General features: G+C 67.4%; 19 protein-coding genes. 7 read left to right on the forward strand and 12 right to left on the reverse strand.

Features of this window, described 5'->3' with window-relative positions:
• The first annotated feature begins 35 nt into the window (after positions 1 to 35).
• Complete coding sequence (locus FV560_RS05020; RefSeq protein WP_159620029.1) at positions 36 to 680, forward strand: TetR/AcrR family transcriptional regulator; 645 nt, start codon at positions 36 to 38, stop codon at positions 678 to 680.
• A 34-nt stretch (positions 681 to 714) separates the two neighbouring features.
• Here FV560_RS05020 and FV560_RS05025 read toward each other — a convergent pair whose 3' ends face one another.
• Positions 715 to 1,386 (reverse strand): class I SAM-dependent methyltransferase, encoded by a 672-nt coding sequence (locus FV560_RS05025; RefSeq protein ID WP_159620031.1) that lies wholly within the window; start codon positions 1,384 to 1,386, stop codon positions 715 to 717.
• A gap of 94 nt (positions 1,387 to 1,480) precedes the next feature.
• Positions 1,481 to 1,987, reverse strand: a complete 507-nt coding sequence (locus tag FV560_RS05030) for a methyltransferase family protein (protein WP_159620033.1) — start codon at positions 1,985 to 1,987, stop codon at positions 1,481 to 1,483.
• A gap of 82 nt (positions 1,988 to 2,069) precedes the next feature.
• On the opposite strand from FV560_RS05030, the gene arfB reads away from it, so the two are divergent.
• Genes arfB through FV560_RS05045 form a run of 3 tightly spaced genes read left to right on the forward strand, consistent with a single transcriptional unit; the run spans position 2,070 to position 4,479 of the window.
• Positions 2,070 to 2,510, forward strand: a complete 441-nt coding sequence (gene arfB, locus FV560_RS05035) for an alternative ribosome rescue aminoacyl-tRNA hydrolase ArfB (RefSeq protein ID WP_159620035.1) — start codon at positions 2,070 to 2,072, stop codon at positions 2,508 to 2,510.
• Positions 2,511 to 2,552: 42 nt separating this feature from the next.
• Entirely contained in the window at positions 2,553 to 3,218 is a 666-nt protein-coding gene (locus tag FV560_RS05040; protein WP_159620037.1) for a metalloregulator ArsR/SmtB family transcription factor, read from the forward strand.
• The gene (locus tag FV560_RS05045) at positions 3,211 to 4,479 is read left to right on the forward strand and encodes an MFS transporter (protein ID WP_235019934.1); all 1,269 of its coding nucleotides are present in this window, start codon (positions 3,211 to 3,213) and stop codon (positions 4,477 to 4,479) included. Before FV560_RS05040 ends, FV560_RS05045 begins: the two co-directional genes overlap by 8 nt.
• On the opposite strand, the gene FV560_RS05050 is transcribed toward FV560_RS05045, so the two are convergent.
• The 4 genes from FV560_RS05050 to FV560_RS05065 all read right to left on the reverse strand — a co-directional run bounded on the left by FV560_RS05050 (position 4,399) and on the right by FV560_RS05065 (position 8,645).
• Positions 4,399 to 5,502, reverse strand: a complete 1,104-nt coding sequence (locus FV560_RS05050; protein ID WP_159620039.1) for a sigma-70 family RNA polymerase sigma factor — start codon at positions 5,500 to 5,502, stop codon at positions 4,399 to 4,401. The two genes, FV560_RS05045 and FV560_RS05050, sit on opposite strands and share 81 nt — an antisense overlap.
• Positions 5,499 to 6,920 carry an MFS transporter gene (locus tag FV560_RS05055; protein WP_159620041.1) on the reverse strand — a complete coding sequence of 474 codons (1,422 nt, stop codon included), beginning with the start codon at positions 6,918 to 6,920 and terminating at the stop codon, positions 5,499 to 5,501. The genes FV560_RS05050 and FV560_RS05055 overlap by 4 nt, the downstream gene beginning before the upstream one ends.
• A gap of 424 nt (positions 6,921 to 7,344) precedes the next feature.
• Positions 7,345 to 7,671 carry a YciI family protein gene (locus FV560_RS05060; protein WP_159620043.1) on the reverse strand — a complete coding sequence of 109 codons (327 nt, stop codon included), beginning with the start codon at positions 7,669 to 7,671 and terminating at the stop codon, positions 7,345 to 7,347.
• A gap of 170 nt (positions 7,672 to 7,841) precedes the next feature.
• Positions 7,842 to 8,645, reverse strand: coding sequence for an aminotransferase class IV family protein (locus tag FV560_RS05065; protein WP_159620045.1), 804 nt, complete (start codon positions 8,643 to 8,645; stop codon positions 7,842 to 7,844).
• Between the two features lie 25 nt (positions 8,646 to 8,670).
• On the opposite strand from FV560_RS05065, the gene FV560_RS05070 reads away from it, so the two are divergent.
• Positions 8,671 to 9,048 (forward strand): MerR family transcriptional regulator, encoded by a 378-nt coding sequence (locus FV560_RS05070; RefSeq protein ID WP_200837532.1) that lies wholly within the window; start codon positions 8,671 to 8,673, stop codon positions 9,046 to 9,048.
• A gap of 52 nt (positions 9,049 to 9,100) precedes the next feature.
• Here the strand turns inward: FV560_RS05070 and FV560_RS05075 are convergent, their stop codons facing one another.
• The gene (locus tag FV560_RS05075) at positions 9,101 to 9,316 is read right to left on the reverse strand and encodes a hypothetical protein (RefSeq protein WP_159620047.1); all 216 of its coding nucleotides are present in this window, start codon (positions 9,314 to 9,316) and stop codon (positions 9,101 to 9,103) included.
• A 42-nt stretch (positions 9,317 to 9,358) separates the two neighbouring features.
• Positions 9,359 to 9,628: a helix-turn-helix domain-containing protein gene (locus FV560_RS05080; RefSeq protein ID WP_159620049.1), complete on the reverse strand. Its 270-nt coding sequence runs from the start codon at positions 9,626 to 9,628 to the stop codon at positions 9,359 to 9,361.
• 46 nt (positions 9,629 to 9,674) lie between these two features.
• Between FV560_RS05080 and map the strand changes: the two genes are divergently transcribed.
• Together map and FV560_RS20070 are read left to right on the forward strand one after the other, a co-directional pair.
• A complete protein-coding gene (gene map / locus FV560_RS05085) occupies positions 9,675 to 10,454 on the forward strand; it encodes a type I methionyl aminopeptidase (protein ID WP_159620051.1) in 780 nt (259 codons plus the stop codon).
• A gap of 779 nt (positions 10,455 to 11,233) precedes the next feature.
• Entirely contained in the window at positions 11,234 to 11,689 is a 456-nt protein-coding gene (locus FV560_RS20070; RefSeq protein WP_200837533.1) for a bacteriocin immunity protein, read from the forward strand.
• Positions 11,690 to 11,777: 88 nt separating this feature from the next.
• On the opposite strand, the gene ychF is transcribed toward FV560_RS20070, so the two are convergent.
• The 4 genes from ychF to FV560_RS05110 form a co-directional block, all read right to left on the reverse strand.
• Positions 11,778 to 12,857 (reverse strand): redox-regulated ATPase YchF, encoded by a 1,080-nt coding sequence (gene ychF / locus FV560_RS05095; protein ID WP_159620053.1) that lies wholly within the window; start codon positions 12,855 to 12,857, stop codon positions 11,778 to 11,780.
• An 88-nt stretch (positions 12,858 to 12,945) separates the two neighbouring features.
• Positions 12,946 to 16,530, reverse strand: a complete 3,585-nt coding sequence (locus FV560_RS05100) for a TIM-barrel domain-containing protein (RefSeq protein ID WP_235019935.1) — start codon at positions 16,528 to 16,530, stop codon at positions 12,946 to 12,948.
• A 167-nt stretch (positions 16,531 to 16,697) separates the two neighbouring features.
• On the reverse strand, positions 16,698 to 18,284 hold the full coding sequence (locus tag FV560_RS05105) for a hypothetical protein (protein ID WP_159620055.1): 1,587 nt from the start codon (positions 18,282 to 18,284) through the stop codon (positions 16,698 to 16,700).
• On the reverse strand, positions 18,254 to 19,126 hold the full coding sequence (locus tag FV560_RS05110) for an ABC transporter ATP-binding protein (protein ID WP_200837534.1): 873 nt from the start codon (positions 19,124 to 19,126) through the stop codon (positions 18,254 to 18,256). The genes FV560_RS05105 and FV560_RS05110 overlap by 31 nt, the downstream gene beginning before the upstream one ends.
• Between the last annotated feature and the right edge of the window lie 6 nt (positions 19,127 to 19,132).

Below are 19,132 nucleotides of genomic sequence, written 5' to 3' on the forward strand. Positions count from 1 at the left end.
CGTACCGTATTGGTTTTACCGGAGAGGATGGGCACATGACCAGAGATCCCCACGGGCGAGGGCGCCCGCGCGACGAGCACATCGATACCGCCGTACTGCAGGCCACAGCGCACACCCTGGAGGAGTCCGGCTATCGGGCCGTCGCCATCGAGGACATCGCCCGGCGTGCCGGCGTGAGCAAGTCGGCGGTCTACCGACGGTGGCCGAACCGCCGCCGGCTGGTGCTCGCCGTGCTGGCTGAGCGCCTGGGCCGCCTGGAGGCGCCCGATACCGGGTGCACCCTGTGCGACCTGCACGAGTGCCTCGTGCTGGCCTCAGAGGCCCTCAGCCGGGTCGGGGCCGAGACGCTCGCGCAGCTGACGGCGGAGGGAGCCGGCGAGCCCGACCTGCACGAAGAACTACTGGCCGTGGTGGTCGAACCACCGCGGCGGGCGGTTCATCGCACCCTCTTCACGGCGCGCCAACGGGGTGATTTGGCAGACGGGGTCGATCTCCCGCTCGCAGTGGACCAGCTCTGCGCCCTGACGTTCTACCGCCAGCTGTTCGGGCAGGCGCCCCTCGGGCCGGATGAGATCGAAGCCATGGTGACGGCCATGCTCCGCGGAATCGCCTCCGACTACTCGGAGCTGCTTCGCGAGTACGCGGTGCACGAATCGCACGACCCGGCCGCGCCAGCCTGACCTCGCGCGCTCTGAGCAGGTTCAGAGATTCCGCTCAGGCCGTGCGATGTAGCACCAGGACCGAGTCGGCGATCTCGAACGTCTCCCCCTCGCGCACCACCGTGCGCGGCCGCTGCTCGGCCGCCACCACCTCGAATCCCTCCGGTACCCCGGGTAGCAGGTCGGTAGCGACGAACATCGCCCGTGCGTGCGCGTCCGTCGTCGGGGCATGCACCCCCGACGACGCGTGCCCCACCACGAGCAGGTGGCCACCGGTTGCCACGGCCTCGGCGAGCAGGCCCACGACGGCGACCATTCCGCCGTCCGGTGGGTGCAGGTAGTGGGTGGTCACCAGATCAAACTGGCGACCGTCCGCCGCGAACGTACGCGCGTCCGTCTTCCAGAAGTCCACCCGCTCGGCCACACCAGCGTCTTCGGCATGCCGGGCCGCGCGGGCCAGGCCGTTGGCCGAGAAGTCAGCGCCGGTCACCTGCCAGCCCTGCTGGGCCAGCCAGATGACGTCACCGCCTTCACCGCAGCCGACATCCAACGCAGTGCCGGGCGTGAGCGTGGAGGCCAAGGCGACCAGCTGCGGATTGGCATTGCCGCTCCAGTGGGAACCGTGACCGGCGTAACGCTCCTCCCAGGCGGGCGGCTCGAAGTAGGCAGCCATGTCGGCCGCCTCCGGCCCAGCGTGGCCGTGGTGTGCGTGCGAAGCAGTTGTCATGCCCTCATCCTGCAGGCACTGGCGCAATGCAGCAACGATGCTTGCCGATTTGGCAAATGTTGCCTCATCGCGTTGCCAGCCCAGTACGAGCCTCTCAGCGCCCGTGCGACGCCCTTCTCCGCACCCCCGGGAGCCATCGAGGCACCCGGGCGCAGTAGGCGACGTAGGCAGGACCGAAACGCTCGGCGAGAGCACGTTCCTCGGCAGGGATCTGCAGCCGGTCGATCACGGCCATGAACCCGGCGACCGGGATCACCGCGAGCCAGGACCCGCGATGAATCGCATGGGCGCTCAGCAGTCCCGCCATTCCCAGATACATGGGATTCCGGGTGACCGCGTTCGGTCCGTCGGTGACCAGGGTGCTGGCGGCAGATGGGTCGAGCGGACTGACCGTGGTGCGACGCGTGCGGAAGGTGAGGGCCGCCGTCGCGGGAAGTACGAGGGAGACCAGAGCGAGCGCGGCCGAGGCGAACCGGCGCCAGCGCGGCGGAGGGCCGGCTCGTCGGGCGAGGAGACGCTGCAGCACAGCGGCGGTCGCGAGGAAGACTGGCGGCGGGATATGGCGGGAGCGGGTCGAACTCGAGTGCACGGGAGAGGACATGTGCCGACTGTAGGCACGATCGCGCGGGCGGAGAGAGTGGACAGCACACATCCGCGAACGGCCGCTGCGGGAGACTGTCACGATGGACGTGTTGCGCGTACCTCCGGGACCGGGCGCTCCGCACGGGCTGAGCGTGCCCGAGGCGGAGCTCACCGAGCAGTTCTCGCGCGCGTCGGGGCCAGGTGGTCAGGGGGTCAACACCACGGATTCGCGCGTCCAACTCAGCCTCGACATCGCGGCGACGACTGCACTCGATGACGCCCAGCGCGAACGGGTACTCCACCGGCTCTCCGACCGCCTGACCGGGACGGTGCTGACCATCGATGCCTCCGAGTATCGTTCGCAGCGCCGCAACCGCGCGGCCGCCCGCGACCGGCTGGCCATGCTCCTGCGCGAGGCGGTCATGCCCACCGTGGCGCGACGACCGACGAAACCCACCCGCGGATCGCAGCGGCGCCGGCTCGAACGGAAACGTCAACGTGCTCAGACGAAGCAGAACCGGCGGCGTCCCGGGAACGAGTAGGGCGGCACTCGACGGCGAGAACGTACCGTACACTCTTATTCCATGGAACGATGGAATAACGATCGAGTGGACAAGCTGTCCGTGTTCGAGGCCTTCGCCGAAGCGGTCAAGGCGCTCGCGAACGGACGCAGGCTGCAGCTCATGGAACTCATGGCACAGGGCGAACACTCCGTCGAGGAGCTCGCTCGCCTGTCAGACATGGCGATGACGACTACTTCGGCCCACCTGCAGACGCTGAACCGAGCGGGCCTGGTGAGCAAGCGTCGCGAGCGGACCACCATCTATTACCGCCTCAGCGGGGACGATGTGGCCGAGCTGTACACGGCAGCCAAGCGGGTGGCGCTCCACCGGTACCCCCGGCTAGGAGAGGCTGTGGATGCGTACATGGGCCAGCCGCGAGCTCAGGGGCCCGTCATCGATCCCTCCGCCGTCACGTCTGAGATGGTCATCATCGACGTCCGGCCCACCGAGGAGTACGAGGCGGGCCACTTCCCTGGCGCCCTGTCCGTACCCTTGGCCGACCTGGAAGACCGTCTCAACGAGATCCCCGCCGAAGCGCAGATCGTCGTGTATTGCCGGGGCGAACTGTGCCGGATGGCGCGCGAGGCGGCAGTGCTGCTACGCGAGCGAGGCATGGACGCTCAAGCGATGGACGAAGGCATCGTGGAGTGGCGAGCGAGCAAGGAGATCGATCTCAGTGTTGCCTGAAACCAGCACGGCAGAGGATCAGATCGTCAGCGAACCGGAGCGCGCACGAGTCCACAAGCGGACCCTGACGGTGGTGATCATGAGCCAGATCCTGGGCGGCGCAGGACTGGCTGCAGGAATCTCGGTGGGCGCGCTACTGGCCCAGGACATGCTCGGCTCCGATGCACTCTCCGGGCTGCCAACCGGCCTATTCACCCTCGGATCCGCCCTCGCGGCCTACCTGGTGGGCCGATCGACCCAACGATTTGGCCGCCGCCTGGGTCTGGCCCACGGCTTCATCACCGGTGGCATCGGAGCGCTCGGAGTCGTCATTGCCGCCGTCGCCGGCAGCCTACCGCTGCTGTTCATCTCGCTGTTCGTCTACGGATCGGGCACCGCCACCAATCTGCAGGCACGGTACGCAGGCACCGACCTCGCCCCAGCGAACAAGCGCGGCTTCGGCACCAGCATGGCCATGGTCGCCACCACCATCGGAGCCGTCGCCGGACCGAACCTGATCGATCCGCTCGGCGCCTTCGCCGAGTCCCTGGGCGTGCCCACACTTGCGGGGCCCTTCATCCTCGCCGCTGTTGCCTACGGCGCGGCAGGGCTCGTGCTGTTCGTCTTCCTCCGGCCCGACCCGTACCTGCTCGCCCGGCGGATCGCCGTCGGGGCCACCGCCGGATCGGAGACCACCTCGGCCGGTGACGCTCCCCGGGTCGGGATTGGCGCCTACGTGGGCGCGACGGTGATGGTCCTCACTCAGCTGGTGATGGTCGCCATCATGACGATGACCCCGATCCACATGCGCGCCCACGACCACGAGATGGCCGCCGTCGGCCTGGTGATCGGCCTGCATGTCGGGGCGATGTGGCTGCCCTCCCTCATCACCGGGCACCTGGTGGACAGGCTCGGCCTCACACCCATGGTCATCGCCTCCGGTGTCACCCTGCTGCTGGCTGGGGGTCTCGCCGCTACTGCCCCGGGCGACTCACTCAGCCTGCTGATCCTCGCGCTCATCCTTCTCGGCATCGGCTGGAACTTCGGCTTGGTCGCCGGCACCGCACTGGTGGTCGATGCCACGGTCCCGCAGAACCGGCCCCGCACCCAGGGCACGATCGATGTGCTGATCGCCCTGGCCGGAGCGACGGGCGGCACGATGTCGGCCGTGGTGATGGTGACCTCGAGCTTCCAGGCGCTGTCACTCGGAGGGGGAATCCTCGCCCTCGCCCTGATCCCGGTGCTGTGGTGGGCGCGCTCGCGTCACGCCGTCAGCCCCTGACGGAGTTGGGCGCTGGCTGACGCCGTCAGCGACCTCCGGCAGGCCGAACCGGGCGAACAGCCTCAGGTCGAAGAACGCGACAACGTGGGAGATCCCGGACGGCGTCAGCGTGAGCACCTGCAGATTGAACGCTCGGTGCACGCCGTCGTCGTCCGGCATGTACAGGCCGAGTGCTGGTTGACCGTTGGCAGACGTGGGAACGAGCAGGTGGTCGCCGGGCCCCTTGGCCGGGCTCTGAGACCAGACCATGCGTCCGATGGTCTCCGCACCGCGGAACCACGTGGGAAACGGCGGCATCTCAAAGACGGCGTCAGCGGTGAGGGTGGCGACCAGAGCTTCGATGTCATGGGCGTGCATCGCGGCGACGAAACGGTCGAGAAGCTGGCGTTGATGAGCTGAGTCACGCTGGCTGAACGCGGCCCCGTCGATAGCCCCCTCGCTCAGGTCCGCGTCGTCGAGCTGAGAGCGGGCCCGCTGCAGCAAGCTGTTCACCGCAGCCGGCGTCGTCTCCAGCATCTCAGCGACCTCTGCGGCACTGAAGGCCAGCACCTCACGCAAGATCAGCACGGCACGTTGACGCGGCGGCACGTGCTGCAGTGCAGCGATGAATGCCAGTCGAACGCTATGACGCTGGGTGACGACGGTCAGCGGGTCGACGGCTGCAGACGCGCTTCCCGCCAGCATGGCGTCCGGGATCGGCTCCACCCACGGCAGCTCCGGCCATTGCTCCAGCGCCGCCGCGGGGTCGTCTCCCGGGCCACCCAACCCGGTGGGCAGGGCCCGGCGGCCACGATCCTCCAGCGCACGCAGGCACACGTTCGTCACGATCCGGTAGAGCCAGGTTCGGATCGAGGATCGCCCTTCGAAGGCGCCGTAACCGCGCCAGGCGCGCAGATAGGACTCCTGGACAGCGTCCTCGGCGTCCTGGATCGAGGCGAGCATCCGATAGGCATGCCCCAGCAGCTCGGGCCGCAGGGGCCGGGTCCGCTGCTCGAAGTCGGTGTGGGCGGTGTGGACGATCATGAGTTCACCGTGCTGTCGTTCGCCTCCGCCCGCAACAGCGTCACCGCGGCCACTGCTCCGACTGCGGCCAACCCTGCCAGCACCAGCAGCGCGATGCGAAAGCCTTCGGTCAAGGCCACCGCTGGATCGAGCACCCCGCCCGCATGTGTCGCGTAGCCGACCGCCACTGCCGAGGCGAGTGCCGCGCCCATCGTGGTGCCGACCGCGAACGAGGTCTCCTCCACACCCGCTGCCACACCGGCATCTTCCTGCGGGGCGCCGGCAAGTGCCGCGATCTGGCCAGCCACGAACGCGGCACCCATCCCTGCACCGAACGTGATGAGACCCGCGAGCAGGTCCCCGACGATTGTGCCATCGGGTGTGAGACGACTGAGCAGTAGGCAGGCGATGGCCAGGAGAACCATGCCCGCCGCCGCCACGATCCGGAAGCCGGAACGAGTGACGAGTCGCTGCCCAGCCACCACCCCGGCCACCGAGGTGACGGTCATGATCGCCATGGTCAGACCGAACTGCAACGCCGACAATCCCAAGACCTGCTGCGCGTACAGCGTCACGACGATCAGCAAGCCGTCGACTGAGATGCCGGCGATCACGATGACCAGGTTGCCCCCGACGAGGGTGGTCCGCGAGAAGAGACGCGGCGGAACCAGCGGTGCCGGGCTGCGACGCTCGATGAGCACGAACACCGACGCCAGAACGAGCCCGCCGACTCCGAAGCCTGCCACGAGGGGATCCGCGCCCTGCTCAGCGATCCGGAACAGCGCCAGGAGTATCAGCACCAGGGCGCCGGTGCACATGAGGCCACCCGGTAGATCGACTCGGCTTCTGCCCGGTTCACCTGCGGGAAGCAGAAGTGGGCACAGGACCACGACCGCGATGCACACAGGAACGTTGGTGAAGAAGATCCATGGCCATCCGGCCCATTCGGTCAGGACACCACCCAGGAGCAGTCCGACTGTGGCACCGATACCGCCGAGGCCGCCCCAGATTCCCAACGCCCTGTTGCGATCCGGGCCGTCCGGGAAGACGTTCATCAGGATCCCCAGTCCCGCCGGTGTCATGACCGCCGCACCCATGCCCTGCAGGACCCGCGCAGCGATGAGCACGTCACCCGACGGCGCCCACCCGCAGGCCAGCGACCCTGCCGCGAACACGGCAACCGAGGCCATGAACACCCGGCGTCGCCCCCACCGATCCGCCAGTCGTCCGCCCAGCAGCAGAAATCCACCGATGGACACGCCATAGGCAGTGATGACCCATTGGATCTCTGCCGGAGAGAAGCCCAGATCACGGGCTATTGCCGGAAGTGCCGCGTAGACACTCGTCGAGTCCAGGACTGCCATGAACATGGCCATGCACACCACGGCCAGCGCCCACCACGGGCGCGTCACCACCGCAGTGCCTTGTGTGGTCGTCATCCGGAAAGCTCCGTTCCACCATCGCTCGTGCACCTTCCGGGATCGGAAGGCTCACTGGGGTAGATACCTGGCGCGAGCCGGAATCATCGGTCAGCCGCGGCGCTCGACCCGGAGGTCCAGACCAGATCGGGACTGCTGGATTGCGCAGGGCGTTCTCCCGAGCCACGGCCGATTCATGCGCTGGTCTCGCCTGACCAGGCGCACAATGGTGCACCTGGCATCGCTGCTCTACGCCGGATCTGAGGTGGGCATCTTCGATGACCTCGCCGGATACCTGGAGTCGTGGGTTGAGTCTGAGGTGATCCCGGATTCATCGAACGGCAAACGCCCGGCCGGAAAGCGGGCTGCACCTCGACTCTCGGAACGACCTTGCGACGCGCAGCGTCCGCCTGCGCCGTCGCACAACTGCCGATCAGTCACTCGCTCACTCGCTCATCGGCCACACTTCGACAACACCATGGGCGACTGCGCATGGAGTATCCGCTACCAGGGCGATCGCATGGTCGAGGTCATCCGCCTCGAGGAGGATGAAACCTGCGACTGGGAGATGGGAAGTCATATATGCGCCGTGCTCGTGAGTGGTTCCTGCTCCCTCCGGGTTTCGGATCTGGACCGGCGTTCCGGACGTCCACATCCGCGCCCCGTTCCTGCGCAGATCTGCATCGTGTGCATGTGCACGGTCACGAACCACGGGATCCGTCTTCTCATATCCGGCGACATCTCCGTAGCCGATGGCGATGAACGTGGGCATGGACTCTCCTCGCGTCAGAACATTCGGCTACCGCGCACGTGGATCGCGTCCGGCGGCAGACGCCGACCTGCCGCTTCAGCGTACGCAGTGGCTCCTCGTCGCCATCTCCACCCCAAGCACGACGTGCGCCGAGCGCCGAGCGCCGAGCGCCGAGCGCAGAGTTGATCCCATTACACCGCCTCTAGCGGCTCCTCGCCGTACGCCGAATGCAGAAGGCGCGTGAACTCGACGTCGTGACCGAGTGGTGCATCGCCGATCCGTGCAATCGGGATGCCGGGAGTCCACGAGTTCATCACCACGGCACACAGGTGCGTCCCGAGCTCGTCGAGGCCGACATCGCGCGTCTGCTGCGAGACACCGAGCACGCGGAGGCGCCGGGTCAGAATCCGCATCGTGACGCCGGTGAGGATCTCGGCGCGGGGCCAGATCACAGATTCCCCGTCCCAGAGGGCCAGGTTCCAGATCGTCGCTTCGCTGAGTCGACCCGACCGGTCGGTGAACGCGGCATCGTCGAAGCCGCGCGCGTTCGCACGCCGGAGCAAATGGGTCTTGGAGACTTCGCCGACGTGCTTGACGTGGGCCAGATGTCTCTCGTGCTCGACGGCGTCGAGGGAGAGCGGACCTGTGGGCGGCGTGGCCGGATCGGTGATCTTGACCAGGATGTCGAGGTCGACGGAGTCGCCCGCCGGGGCGAACTCTCCGGGCCGTGACGTCACGAAGCACGTCAGTGACACGTCGGACGGCGCCGCAGTGAGGGAGCTGTGCAGCCGCTCCAGGACTACCTCGTCAGGCAAATGCCACCCGAAGAGTTCGTCACTGGCGTCGCGGAGACGGGCCAGATGGAGGTCCAAGCCGCGGACTCGGCCGCCCCGGACCTGCATCGCGGTGAAGTGGGCGTAGCCGGCGAAGGTTAGCGGCGCGAGGCTCGCCACGTCGGCCGACTTAGCATTGAGTTGAATGATCGATGTCGTCATGACGCGAAAGTAGGAGTTGACACCAGTGGCAGAGGCAAGTCGCGCAGGTGTGGACCAGCCCCTCCGCGTCGGGCGTCTCGCCGCGCTGACACACACCACGCCTCGGATGCTGCGGCACTACGAGAACAAGGGGCTCATCGAGGCAGAACGGTCTTCGACCGGCCAACGTCTGTTCGACCCCTCGGTCATCGAGCAGGTCCACACCATCCGTCGCCTGCTCGGGGCGGGCCTATCCGTCGACGTCATCGGCGAACTCATCGAATGCATCCACGACACCGACCGACTTGAACCGTGCGCCGTGCCGCTGCTCGTCGAGCACCTCCACACCTACGATGGACGCATCGCGAAACTGACCACCACGCGCGATGCGCTTCAGGACCTCATCGACACTTCGCGCGGATAACCACTGCACGAAGCCTGCGAATTCCCAGTGCGGTGAACGGCGCTTCGGGTGCTCATCTGTGCTCGTCGATGTGCAGACGGCCGATCAGGCGTGCCTTGAGGGCGGCGATGTTCTCGGTGGGCAGCATCTTGCGCTTCGCAAGATAGTCGATGGCCAGATTGCGCTCCTTCCTGAGGAGCTTCATTGCCGTGTCGTCAAGATCCTCGAGCTCGACCTCCTGCATGGCCGGCTCCGGTGCCGGCGACACCTGCACGAGCACGAACAGCACGACGGCGCGCGCACGTCGACGTCCCATCCCGGTGTGGGTCGCCTACGTGACACTCGAGAGATCTTCTGCAGGCACAGCGACCTGCATCCAGAGTTCATCGAGCGAGAGACCCAGCACCTGCGCGAGGGCTGCGATGGTCGAGAAGGCCGGTGTGGCCACGCGGCCGGTCTCAATCTTGCGCAAGGTCTCCGGCGACACACGAGCGTCCAGGGCGACCTCGAGCATGGAACGTTCGCCGCGAGCGCGCCGCAACAACGCGCCAAGACGCCGTCCTCGCGCGATCTCCTCCGGGGTGAGCGGGAGCCTGACCATGTTCCGATTATAGTACCGGGATTACATGACCGGTATAATTATTGGCGTGATTGAAATCCTCAACCTCACCCAGCTGGGCCGCGCCCGCGATACCGGACGCCTCGTCGGCGACATCCTCCACGCCATGAGGGCCCGCGCCCGGGTCGGCACCAACCTGCTCGACATCGACCAGTGGGCCAAGGAGATGATCCTCGACGCCGGTGCCGAGTCCTGCTACGTCGACTACGCGCCTTCGTTCGGCCGCGGCCCGTTCGGGCACCATATCTGCACGGCGGTCAACGACGCCGTCCTCCATGGGATGCCGCACGACTACGGCCTGGCCGACGGCGATCTGCTCACCCTCGACCTCGCCGTGAAGCTCCGGGGAATGGCCGCCGACGCGGCGATCAGCTTCATCGTCGGCCAGCGCCGCGATCCCGCCGATGAGCGGATGATCGCGACTACCGAGCGGGCGCTGGCCGCAGGCATCACCGCAGCCCGGCCGGGAGCAAGGATCGGCGACCTCTCCTACGCCATCGGGACCGTGCTAGCCGACGCCGGCTACTCGATCAACCTCGAGTTCGGCGGCCACGGGATTGGCACGACAATGCACCAGGACCCACACGTCGCCAATACCGGACGACCGGGACGCGGCTACAAGCTACGCCCCGGCCTGATGCTCGCACTCGAACCGTGGGTCATGACCGACACCGCGCAACTCGTCACCGACCCCGACGGCTGGACCTTGCGCAGCGCGACAGGCGGCAGGACCGCACACAGCGAACACACAATTGCCGTGACCGACGAAGGTGCGGAAGTCCTCACGCTCGCGCACGACGCCGCCTGACCAGCGAACGCCTCCTCCATCCACGACGTCGAAGCCACTCGATGCGCACTCCGCGTGCGCCGTCGCTCACGATGGCGACAGGCAAATCGGCGTCACGTCCCGACAAACTCATGGCTCCCCCTATCTCTACGACCTACGCCGTCTGCAACGGGGTGATCCCGGCGACCTTGGCCCGAAGCGCCTGCGTCTCCTCGGCAGCGAGCTGCTCTATCGAGCGCACGGAGTGCGCTTCGATCGCGCATCCTCATCGCCTTGTGTTCGCCCGAGAAGTGCCGATGCGCCGGCGATCAGCTGCGCTTGTGTGCGTCGAGCCCCTCCTCGAGGCTGAGTGTCGCACGATGGAAGTGGAACCCGATGCCCTCGCCGACCTGCACCCTCGCCGGCGCGGGCTCAACACTGACGTCCACGTTGCATTCGTAGCCGCGTCGATCTCCAGGCTCCCGGAACAGTTGGTTCGACGCCAGGTGGAGCCAACGGCGTCCCGTCATCGAACCATCAGTCCTCGTGGACCGGCTTGAGCTCGACCTGGATCGCCTTGTAGTTCTTGGGTGTGGGCCTCCAGCGTGCACGGTCGTGGTCCTCGAATTCCACGTGGTAGCTGCCGTCGGCCGGGTGGCGCACGGCTCAGGGATGGAGAGCGCTGATCACACGTTGAACCTGAGCTCCACCACGTTCCGCAGCCGACCAACCGCACATGCGAGATCTACGCGGCGCACCCGCAGAAGCGAGTACCATCCCGCCCAGCGCTACGCCCGCGACTACCCTGATAGCGTCGCGACATGGAGCTCCGCAGTGTACTGACACCGCGATCGATTCCTCCGGATCTCTTGTCGACACTTGGCGCGCAGGCCGACGCCGTTGCCTCGCGAGTCGAGTCCGCCAGACCCTACGCCGAGCAGCTCGCTGCATTCAATGCCGCGGTCGGAACGGACGTTGATCCCACTGATCTCCGCGGTATCCACGCCGCGGAGGATCCGCAAGATTTCGTCCGACGCGTCATGAATCGGCCAGTGCGGGTACCCGACATCACGCGAGAGGAACTGGTCGAGATCGTCGACAGAATCTCTGCCGCAGACGACAGCGGCGACTTTTACCTCGAGCTGTTCGAGATGAACGTCCCGCACCCGGAAGCGAGCGATCTCATCTTCTGGCCTCCCGAAGAGTTGCAGGACGCCTCGAGCGCACAGATCGTCGACGCCGCACTGTCGTACACGCCCCACGAGACGACAGACTGACGCGCCCCACGAGCGTCACCGCCCCGACCGGCTCGATCCACGATCGCAGAACGGATGCGCCTCCCAGCCGCGCCGGGAGACCGCGGTGTCAGACGTTGAACCTAAACTCCACCACATCACCATCGGCCATCACGTAATCCTTCCCCTCGATGCGCACCCGCCCGCGCGCCTTCGCCTCGGCCATGGACCCTGCGTCGACGAGGTCGTCGAAGGAGACGACCTCGGCCTTGATGAACCCGCGTTCGAAGTCGGTGTGGATCACGCCTGCCGCCTGCGGAGCGGTCCAGCCCTTCCCGATGGTCCAGGCACGGGACTCCTTCGGGCCGGCCGTGAGGTACGTCTGCAGGCCGAGGGTGTCGAATCCGACCCGTGCGAGCTGGTCGAGGCCTGCCTCGTCCTGCCCGCTCTCGGCGAGCATCTCGGCGGCCTCGTCCGCTTCGAGCTCGATCAGCTCTGCCTCGAACTTGGCATCCAGGAAGATCGCCTGGGCCGGGGCGACCAGCTCACGCAGCTCAGCCTGCATCGCCTCGTCGGCCAGACCGTCGTCGTCGGTGTTGAAGACGTAGATGAACGGCTTGGCGGTCATCAGCCCGAACTGCTTGACGATGCTCGCGTCCAGACCCGCTCCCCCAGCTGAGATCGTCGTCCCTGCCTCCAGCAGCGCGATGGCTTCCTTGGCGGTGTCCAGCACGGCCTGCTCGGTCTTCTTACCGCGCACCTCCTTCTCCAGCCGCGGCAGTGCCTTCTCGAGCGTCTGCAGGTCGGCGAGGATCAGTTCGGTGTTGATGGTCTCGATATCGTCCTTGGGCGAGATCTTGCCGTCCACGTGCACCACGTCCGGATCGGCGAAGGCCCGGGTCACCTGGCAGATCGCGTCCGCCTCGCGGATGTTGGCGAGGAACTGGTTGCCAAGCCCCTCCCCTTCACTGGCGCCACGCACGATGCCGGCGATATCGACGAAGTTCACCGTGGCGGGCAGGATCTTCTCGCTGGAGAAGATCTCCGCGAGCGTGCCCAGTCGCTCGTCCGGAAGCGGCACCACACCGACGTTCGGCTCGATCGTCGCGAACGGGTAGTTCGCGGCGAGCACGGTCGCACGGGTGAGCGCGTTGAACAGGGTGGACTTGCCGACGTTGGGCAGGCCAGCGATACCGATAGTGAGAGCCACGGGAGACGAGTCTACGGGCGCGGACCAGCCCGGCGGCACAAGGGCCGGCCACGGGCTTGCCCGCGACCGGCCCCTACGCTCACCTCGCTCAGGCGACGCTGGCCTGCCAGCTGTGCGTCTGGCTCACCTGCACCACGGCACCGGCATCGTCCACACCGATACTCAAGCCACTGTGACGGGCGGACAACGCAATGCCGTCATCGGTGACCTCCACATCGAAGCGCTGGTTCGAGGTCCCCGTGCAGGTGTACTGCCCCACGAGCGCACCCACATCGCCCGAGGAGTAGAAGACATCCATGCACTGGCCGCTGCCGGCATTGCGTACCTCATAGCTCCCGTCGCCCGGACTGCGGGTGAGGATCCACTTCTGCGATGCGGCCGCCGACGGATCGGCGGTCAGCAGCTGCGAAGAGTCCGTACCCGGCGCCTGCAGGTTCAGCCCGGTTCCGGCGTCGGTCAGCGTGTACTGCCCATCCTCGATCGGCGCCTGCGCAAACTCGGTGGTGCCCACCGCCATCGCGAACACGTGCACGGTGCTGTTGCCCGGCAACGTCACCGCGGCGACCTCCCGGTCGGGATCGATCGGTGCGGCCACCGTGTACAAGCGATACTCCGTGGTCGGGTAGGCAGGCCCAGTCGGGGTGTTCTTGCCGAGGGTGGACACCGCGATCTGCGCACCGTAGGAGTCCACGTCGAGGCAGCACCAGTTCGGGAACCCGACCTCGACCTCTTCGCTCCCGCCGTCGGCGTAGTGCACGACGGCGGCCCCACCGGCGCTCCCGCTCGTTCCCGTTCCCAGGAGTGCCAGGGCGTTGCCCTGCCCGGAGAGCCGGATCGTCTGCTGCTGCGCGGCCACGTTGTCCGCGGTTCCTGGTTCGGAGCCCGGCCAGGCGAAGGTGAAGTCGCCGTAGGTCAGTTCCGCGCCCGGCTCTACGCCCTGATCGGCCAGCCGTTCGGCCAGAAAGCTGGACCCACCGCCGTCGATATCGCCCGGTGCCGGATCCGCCTCGGCCGTCACTCCGACGTTGTTGAACGCCCCGGCCAGGTCGGCAAAGGCGAGCGTCGTACTCGCCTTCGCCTCGAGGCGGTAGGAGTTGCTGCGCACCTGGTAGGCCACTGCGGCAGTGAGCTCGTAGCTGCCAGGCTCAGCTGCGCCGTCGGGAGTAAGACCTGCCTCGACCACCGCACTCTCGCCGTCAGCCAGCTCGATCGCCGACACATCCTCGACGTGCGCCTGCCAACCCTCGGGAAGGTCAAGACTCACCTCGTCCAGCCGAAGGTCGGCACCACTCTGATTGGTGATGCTCACCTGCGCGACGTCCGTCGTCTCCGGGCTGGAGATCGTCGGGACTGTCAAGCTGACGTCCACATTGCGCTCCTGCGGATGCGTCCCACCGACGGCGCCCGCTCCGTTGATCCGGATGCTCACCTGATCGGAGGTGCTCAAGGCAGGCGTGCGGATGAGAACCACGCCGCGTGCGTCGTCATAGGTCCACCCCGGTTCGGTGAGGTTCTCAGGCCCATCGGTCTCGGACAGCCGCTGGTTCCCGAGCCGGACCGATCCGGGCTCGCGGTCGGTGTGGACCGTGAGCTGGTAGGTGCGCTCGTCCGGCATGCCGTCGTAGGAGCCGTCCAGCGCGCCGAGGGTCACGGTGACGGGTCCGGCACCCTGCTCCGGCGCGTCCACGGTGAACTCCTGCGTCGCGGACTCGCCGTCGCGCCATGCCTGCGTCCGCCCGTCGTCCTCATAGCGGGTGAAGGCGGACTGCCCCTGTGGGTAGATGTCCAGGTCCAGCTGCCCGGAAGCGAGTCCTTCGGCCCAGTCCAGCGTCCCGTCGGCGAACATCGGGATGATCGCTCCGGCGCGGACGAACATGGGCAGGCGCTCCAGCGGGGCCGGATAGCCGTCGATGGTCTGCGGCCCCTCGTAGATGCGGCCGGTCCAGTAGTCCACCCAGGTGCCCTCGGGCAGATAGATCCCGTCCCGGACGGTGGAGTCCTCGTAGACGGGTGCGACCAGCAGGTCGTCGCCGGAGAGGAACTCGTACTGCACGGCCTCACCCCAGGTGGTGGGGTCGTCCGGGTAGTTGACGTAGAGCGGACGGGTGGCGCCAAGACCGGTCATGCTGGCCTGAGCCGTGTGGGTGTAGAGGTAGGGCAGCAGCCGTTCGTGCAGCTGCAGGTAGTCGGCGTTGATCTCGGTGTGGCGCGGGCCGTACCGGTAGGGCTGCTTGTCGTCGGCGGCCCAGCCGCTCATCGAGTAGGTGTTGGGCAGCAGCATCTTCCACTGCAGATCCCGGGTGTAGGTGTCGGCCGAGCCACCGAAGATGCCGTCGATGTCCCCGGTGGCCAGGTGCTGACCGGAGAGGGTGGCGCCGGCATAGGTCGGAATCTGCCAGCGGATGTACTCCCACGACCCGGCCTGGTCACCGCTCCAGGTGGCGCCGCAGCGCTGGGTTCCGGCCCAGCCTTCGACCGTCAGCACGAAGGCCCGGTCGTCGCTGTTGTCCTCGATACCAGCGCGTGAGTCCTCGCATGCGCTCAGCGCGAACCGGTAGCCGGGGCCGACCCATGCAACATCCGTCTTGCGCACCCGGACCCCGTTGCTGACCTCGTACTCCTGATCGGTGAGGTCCGCCTCGGTCCACAGGCCCAGCTCGGCGCCACGGTCCTGGAGCATCTCGGCGGTCTCGGGCAGGTCTTCGTAGCCGCAGCCGTACCCGTCGTTGACGAGCATCCACCCCAGTGGCATGTCGTTCTCGATGTAGCCGTCGGCGACGGCGCGGGAATCCCGCAGCGTCTCGCGCTCGCCACGGTTGGCGTTGTGGAGGTAGCAGTCGGCGTCGCCGACTTCGAGCGCGTACATCGGCACCATCAGCGGCCGGCCGGTGAGCTCGGTGTAGCCGTCGACCACCTCCCGGGTGTCACCGACGAAGTACCAGGCGTCGAAGCGCTCCTCGGAGTGGGTGGTCTGCACCGGCGCATGGAAGTCGTAGCTGCCGGGTGCGAACGTGTTACGGAAGACGCCGTAGCCGTTGCTGGAGAGGTAGAAGGGTGCGGCGTTCGGGTTTCCGCCGTCGTTCCAGTTGAAGTCGCGGGAGATGGTGATCTCGGAGTCGCGGTGGCTGAAGCGGCCGTTCTGCATCCCGCCGCCGAAGAACTGCTCCTGGGCGCCTTGTTCCAGGGTCTGCGTGGTGCCATCGGAGTCCCAGCGCAGCGGCTCGCTTTCACGCCAGAGCACGGTGCCACTGGCATCGGACATGGCGAGCGTGATCGGGTCCTTCGTGACCGTCAGCACCGAGGAGTCGGTGCTGATGAGGTACGCCTCGTCGGTCTCGGTCAGTTCCGAGCCGCCGCCGGCATAGTCGTCCTTGACGATGATCGGCGCAGACGGTGCCTCCGGATCGTCGGGTGGATCGTTGGCCGGGTCGGTCAGCTCACCGTCGGGGGCCAGACGCACCCGCAGCAGGTCCTCGTCGGGGACCTCGATCTGCAGCACCGCCTCGCCGGAGGTGAAGGTGTAGACGTCACCGTCGACGACCACATCGTCGACGGCTCCCAGCTGGCTCGTTGCGGCGCGCGCCGGGTCTGCTGCCACGGGTACCAGAGCGGCGGCGACGAGGGCTGCAGCAGCCATCGGGGCCGCGAACCGGACCGTCAAATGACTCTTCATGATCATTTCATCCTCATTCCAAGCAACATTGCTCAACGAGGATCACAGTAGAGTGACCCAGCACACACGTCAAGAACCTCCGGGCCGCTACGACGTGCAGCGACCCGGACGTTCATCGACACCTGCGCGCGGGCACGAGTGGCGCGGGCGCGGGACCTTCTGGCCAGTCAGGCTTGTGCCATCACCTGCTGCATGATCTCGGGCGTGCGGCGGTCGAACCAGCGACCGCCGAATCGCACCCCGAGCACGCACACCGCGACGCCACCCGCACTGCCGACCACAAGCGCGATCCACCCGAACACGGGCCCGATCACCAGTGTCAGCACCGCCAGCACCAGGACGGGCAGGGAGATCGCGAACGAGGCGAGCATGCCGGCCATCTGCGCCACGAGAGTCGCCATGGCCGCACCCTGGGGCTGCTTGAGCGGGCTATCACCGGGCTTGGGTACGGGGTAGATCAGCCTGGCGGAGGTCACGCTGGACACACCCAGCGTCACGCCCAGCGCCCCATAGCTGACACCGAGCACCATCGGCGCCAGATCCCAGCGATCGGTGACGGCGCAGGTCGCGACCGCGAAGACGCTCACCACTAGCGCACCAGGTGCACCGATCGCCAGCGCTCGCCCGGCGCGGTCGGCGCGTCCGGAGACGCCGGTGGCCACGTGCAGCGCAAAGGCGCTGCTGTCATAGGCGATATCGGCCGAGATGGCGAAGCCCAGGATCCAGGCGGTCAGGGGCGCGAGGATCAAGATGATCTCGTTGAGTCCCCCGCTACCACCCGCCACCGCCAGAATCACCGGGAGCAGCGGCACCACCGCCAGAGACGCCGAGTACCTCGGGTCACGGATCCAATACGTCAGCGCGCGAGCAGCCACGGCCCCCGTAGGTGTCGAGGGAAAGTGGTCGAACCACCCCAGCCCCTTGCCACGTCCCCCGGCGCCGGCTGTCGGCGGCGTCACCAACGCCCGGGCGAGGCCACGATCCCAGGCGAACACGACCAACACCAGGCTGATGAGGCAGATCATCAACCGGGCGCCCGCCAGCCCCCAGTCACCGGCGTCGACGGCCGGTGCGATCCCCCAGGGCGCACCGAACGGCGTCCACCCCACCACGGTGGCGATGTCTGTCACCAATGACCGGACCTGATCCCCGCTCGTGGCACCGTCCGCCAGCCGCGTGGTGGACCAGCTGATCACCGGTCCGATCATCACGATCGGCACGAGCGCCGCAACCGCCAGTACCTCACGGGACCGGCGAGAATCCAGCAGCGGGGCCAGCACCGTCGTCAGGGCCCTGGACCCCACCACACACAGCGCGACGGCGAGCAGACCGCCCACCAGGGCGAGGGGGATCAGTGCCGGTGTGCGCCACCAGGCGAAGGCGATCCCCACCGAGACCAGCACTGTGGCGGCTGCAGGAATGGACGTGAACCCCGCGGCCGTCAGGCCGGTCAGCAGCTGGCGCCGGGGGATGCCGAAGGAGACGAAGCGTTGCGGATCGAGTGTGGCATCGGTGCCGAAGGCGAAGATCGGCACAACCCACCAGGCCACCATCGCCAGCGCGCCTGCCAGCAGGATGATCTGCCCGGTCAGCTGCGGGTCGACACCACCACCGGCAACCGCCCCCACCACAGCCATGCCGATGACGAACAATGCGTAGAGCATGGCGAACAGATAGCCGATCATCTGCCACACGCTCCGCCGGAACGTGTTGGCCAGGATCGTCAGTCGGAGTCGGACGAAGTGCGCAACCACGCCAGTCCCTCCGTCTGGTGCCGACCGCCGACGAGCTCGACGAACCTGTCCTCCAACGAGCCACCAGCGCGGACGTCGTCCACGGTCCCGGCGGCGCGGATCTGCCCGTCGGCGATCACCGCCACATGGCTGCACATCCGCTGCACCAGGTCCATCACATGCGAGGAGACGATCACGGTGGCCCCCGAGCGCACATAGTCGGCGAGCATGTCCCGGATGTTCGCCGCCGAGACCGGGTCGACCGCCTCGAACGGCTCGTCCAGCACCAGCACACGCGGAGCGTGGATGAGCGCGCAGCCCAAGGCGATCTTCTTCGTCATCCCGGCCGAGTAGTCCACCACGAAGGTGTCCTTGTCCTCGGTGAGATCCATCGCTCGCAGCAGATCGTCGGCACGCTCGGCGACGACGTCACGATCCATCCCCCGCAGCAGCCCTGAGTAGGTGAGCAGCTGGGCGCCGGTGAGCCGGTCGAAGAGGCGCACCCCGTCCGGGAGCACGCCCATCTGCGCCTTCCCGGAGTCAGGAGCGCTCCAGAAGTCGGTGCCGTTGACCATCACGGTCCCCGCATCGGGTCGCAACAGACCGGTCGCCATCGACAGCGTGGTGGTCTTACCTGCACCGTTGGGGCCGACGAAACCGTAGAACGAGCCACGGGGGACGTCCAGGTCGATGCCGGCCACGGCTGTCTTCTGGCCGAATCGCTTCCACAGACCGCGGATCGACAGGGCTGCAGCGGGGTCGGGCGGCGCGGACGGCGAGCGGACGTCGGGACGCTCGACTGCGCCGGGTGTGGGATCAGCCGGTGCCGCGTCGGCCGGGCGTGAGAGGTGAGGCTCGGACATGCCATC

The sequence above is a fragment of the Ruania rhizosphaerae genome, from assembly GCF_009805705.1.
Classification (GTDB): Bacteria; Actinomycetota; Actinomycetes; order Actinomycetales; family Beutenbergiaceae; genus Ruania; species Ruania rhizosphaerae.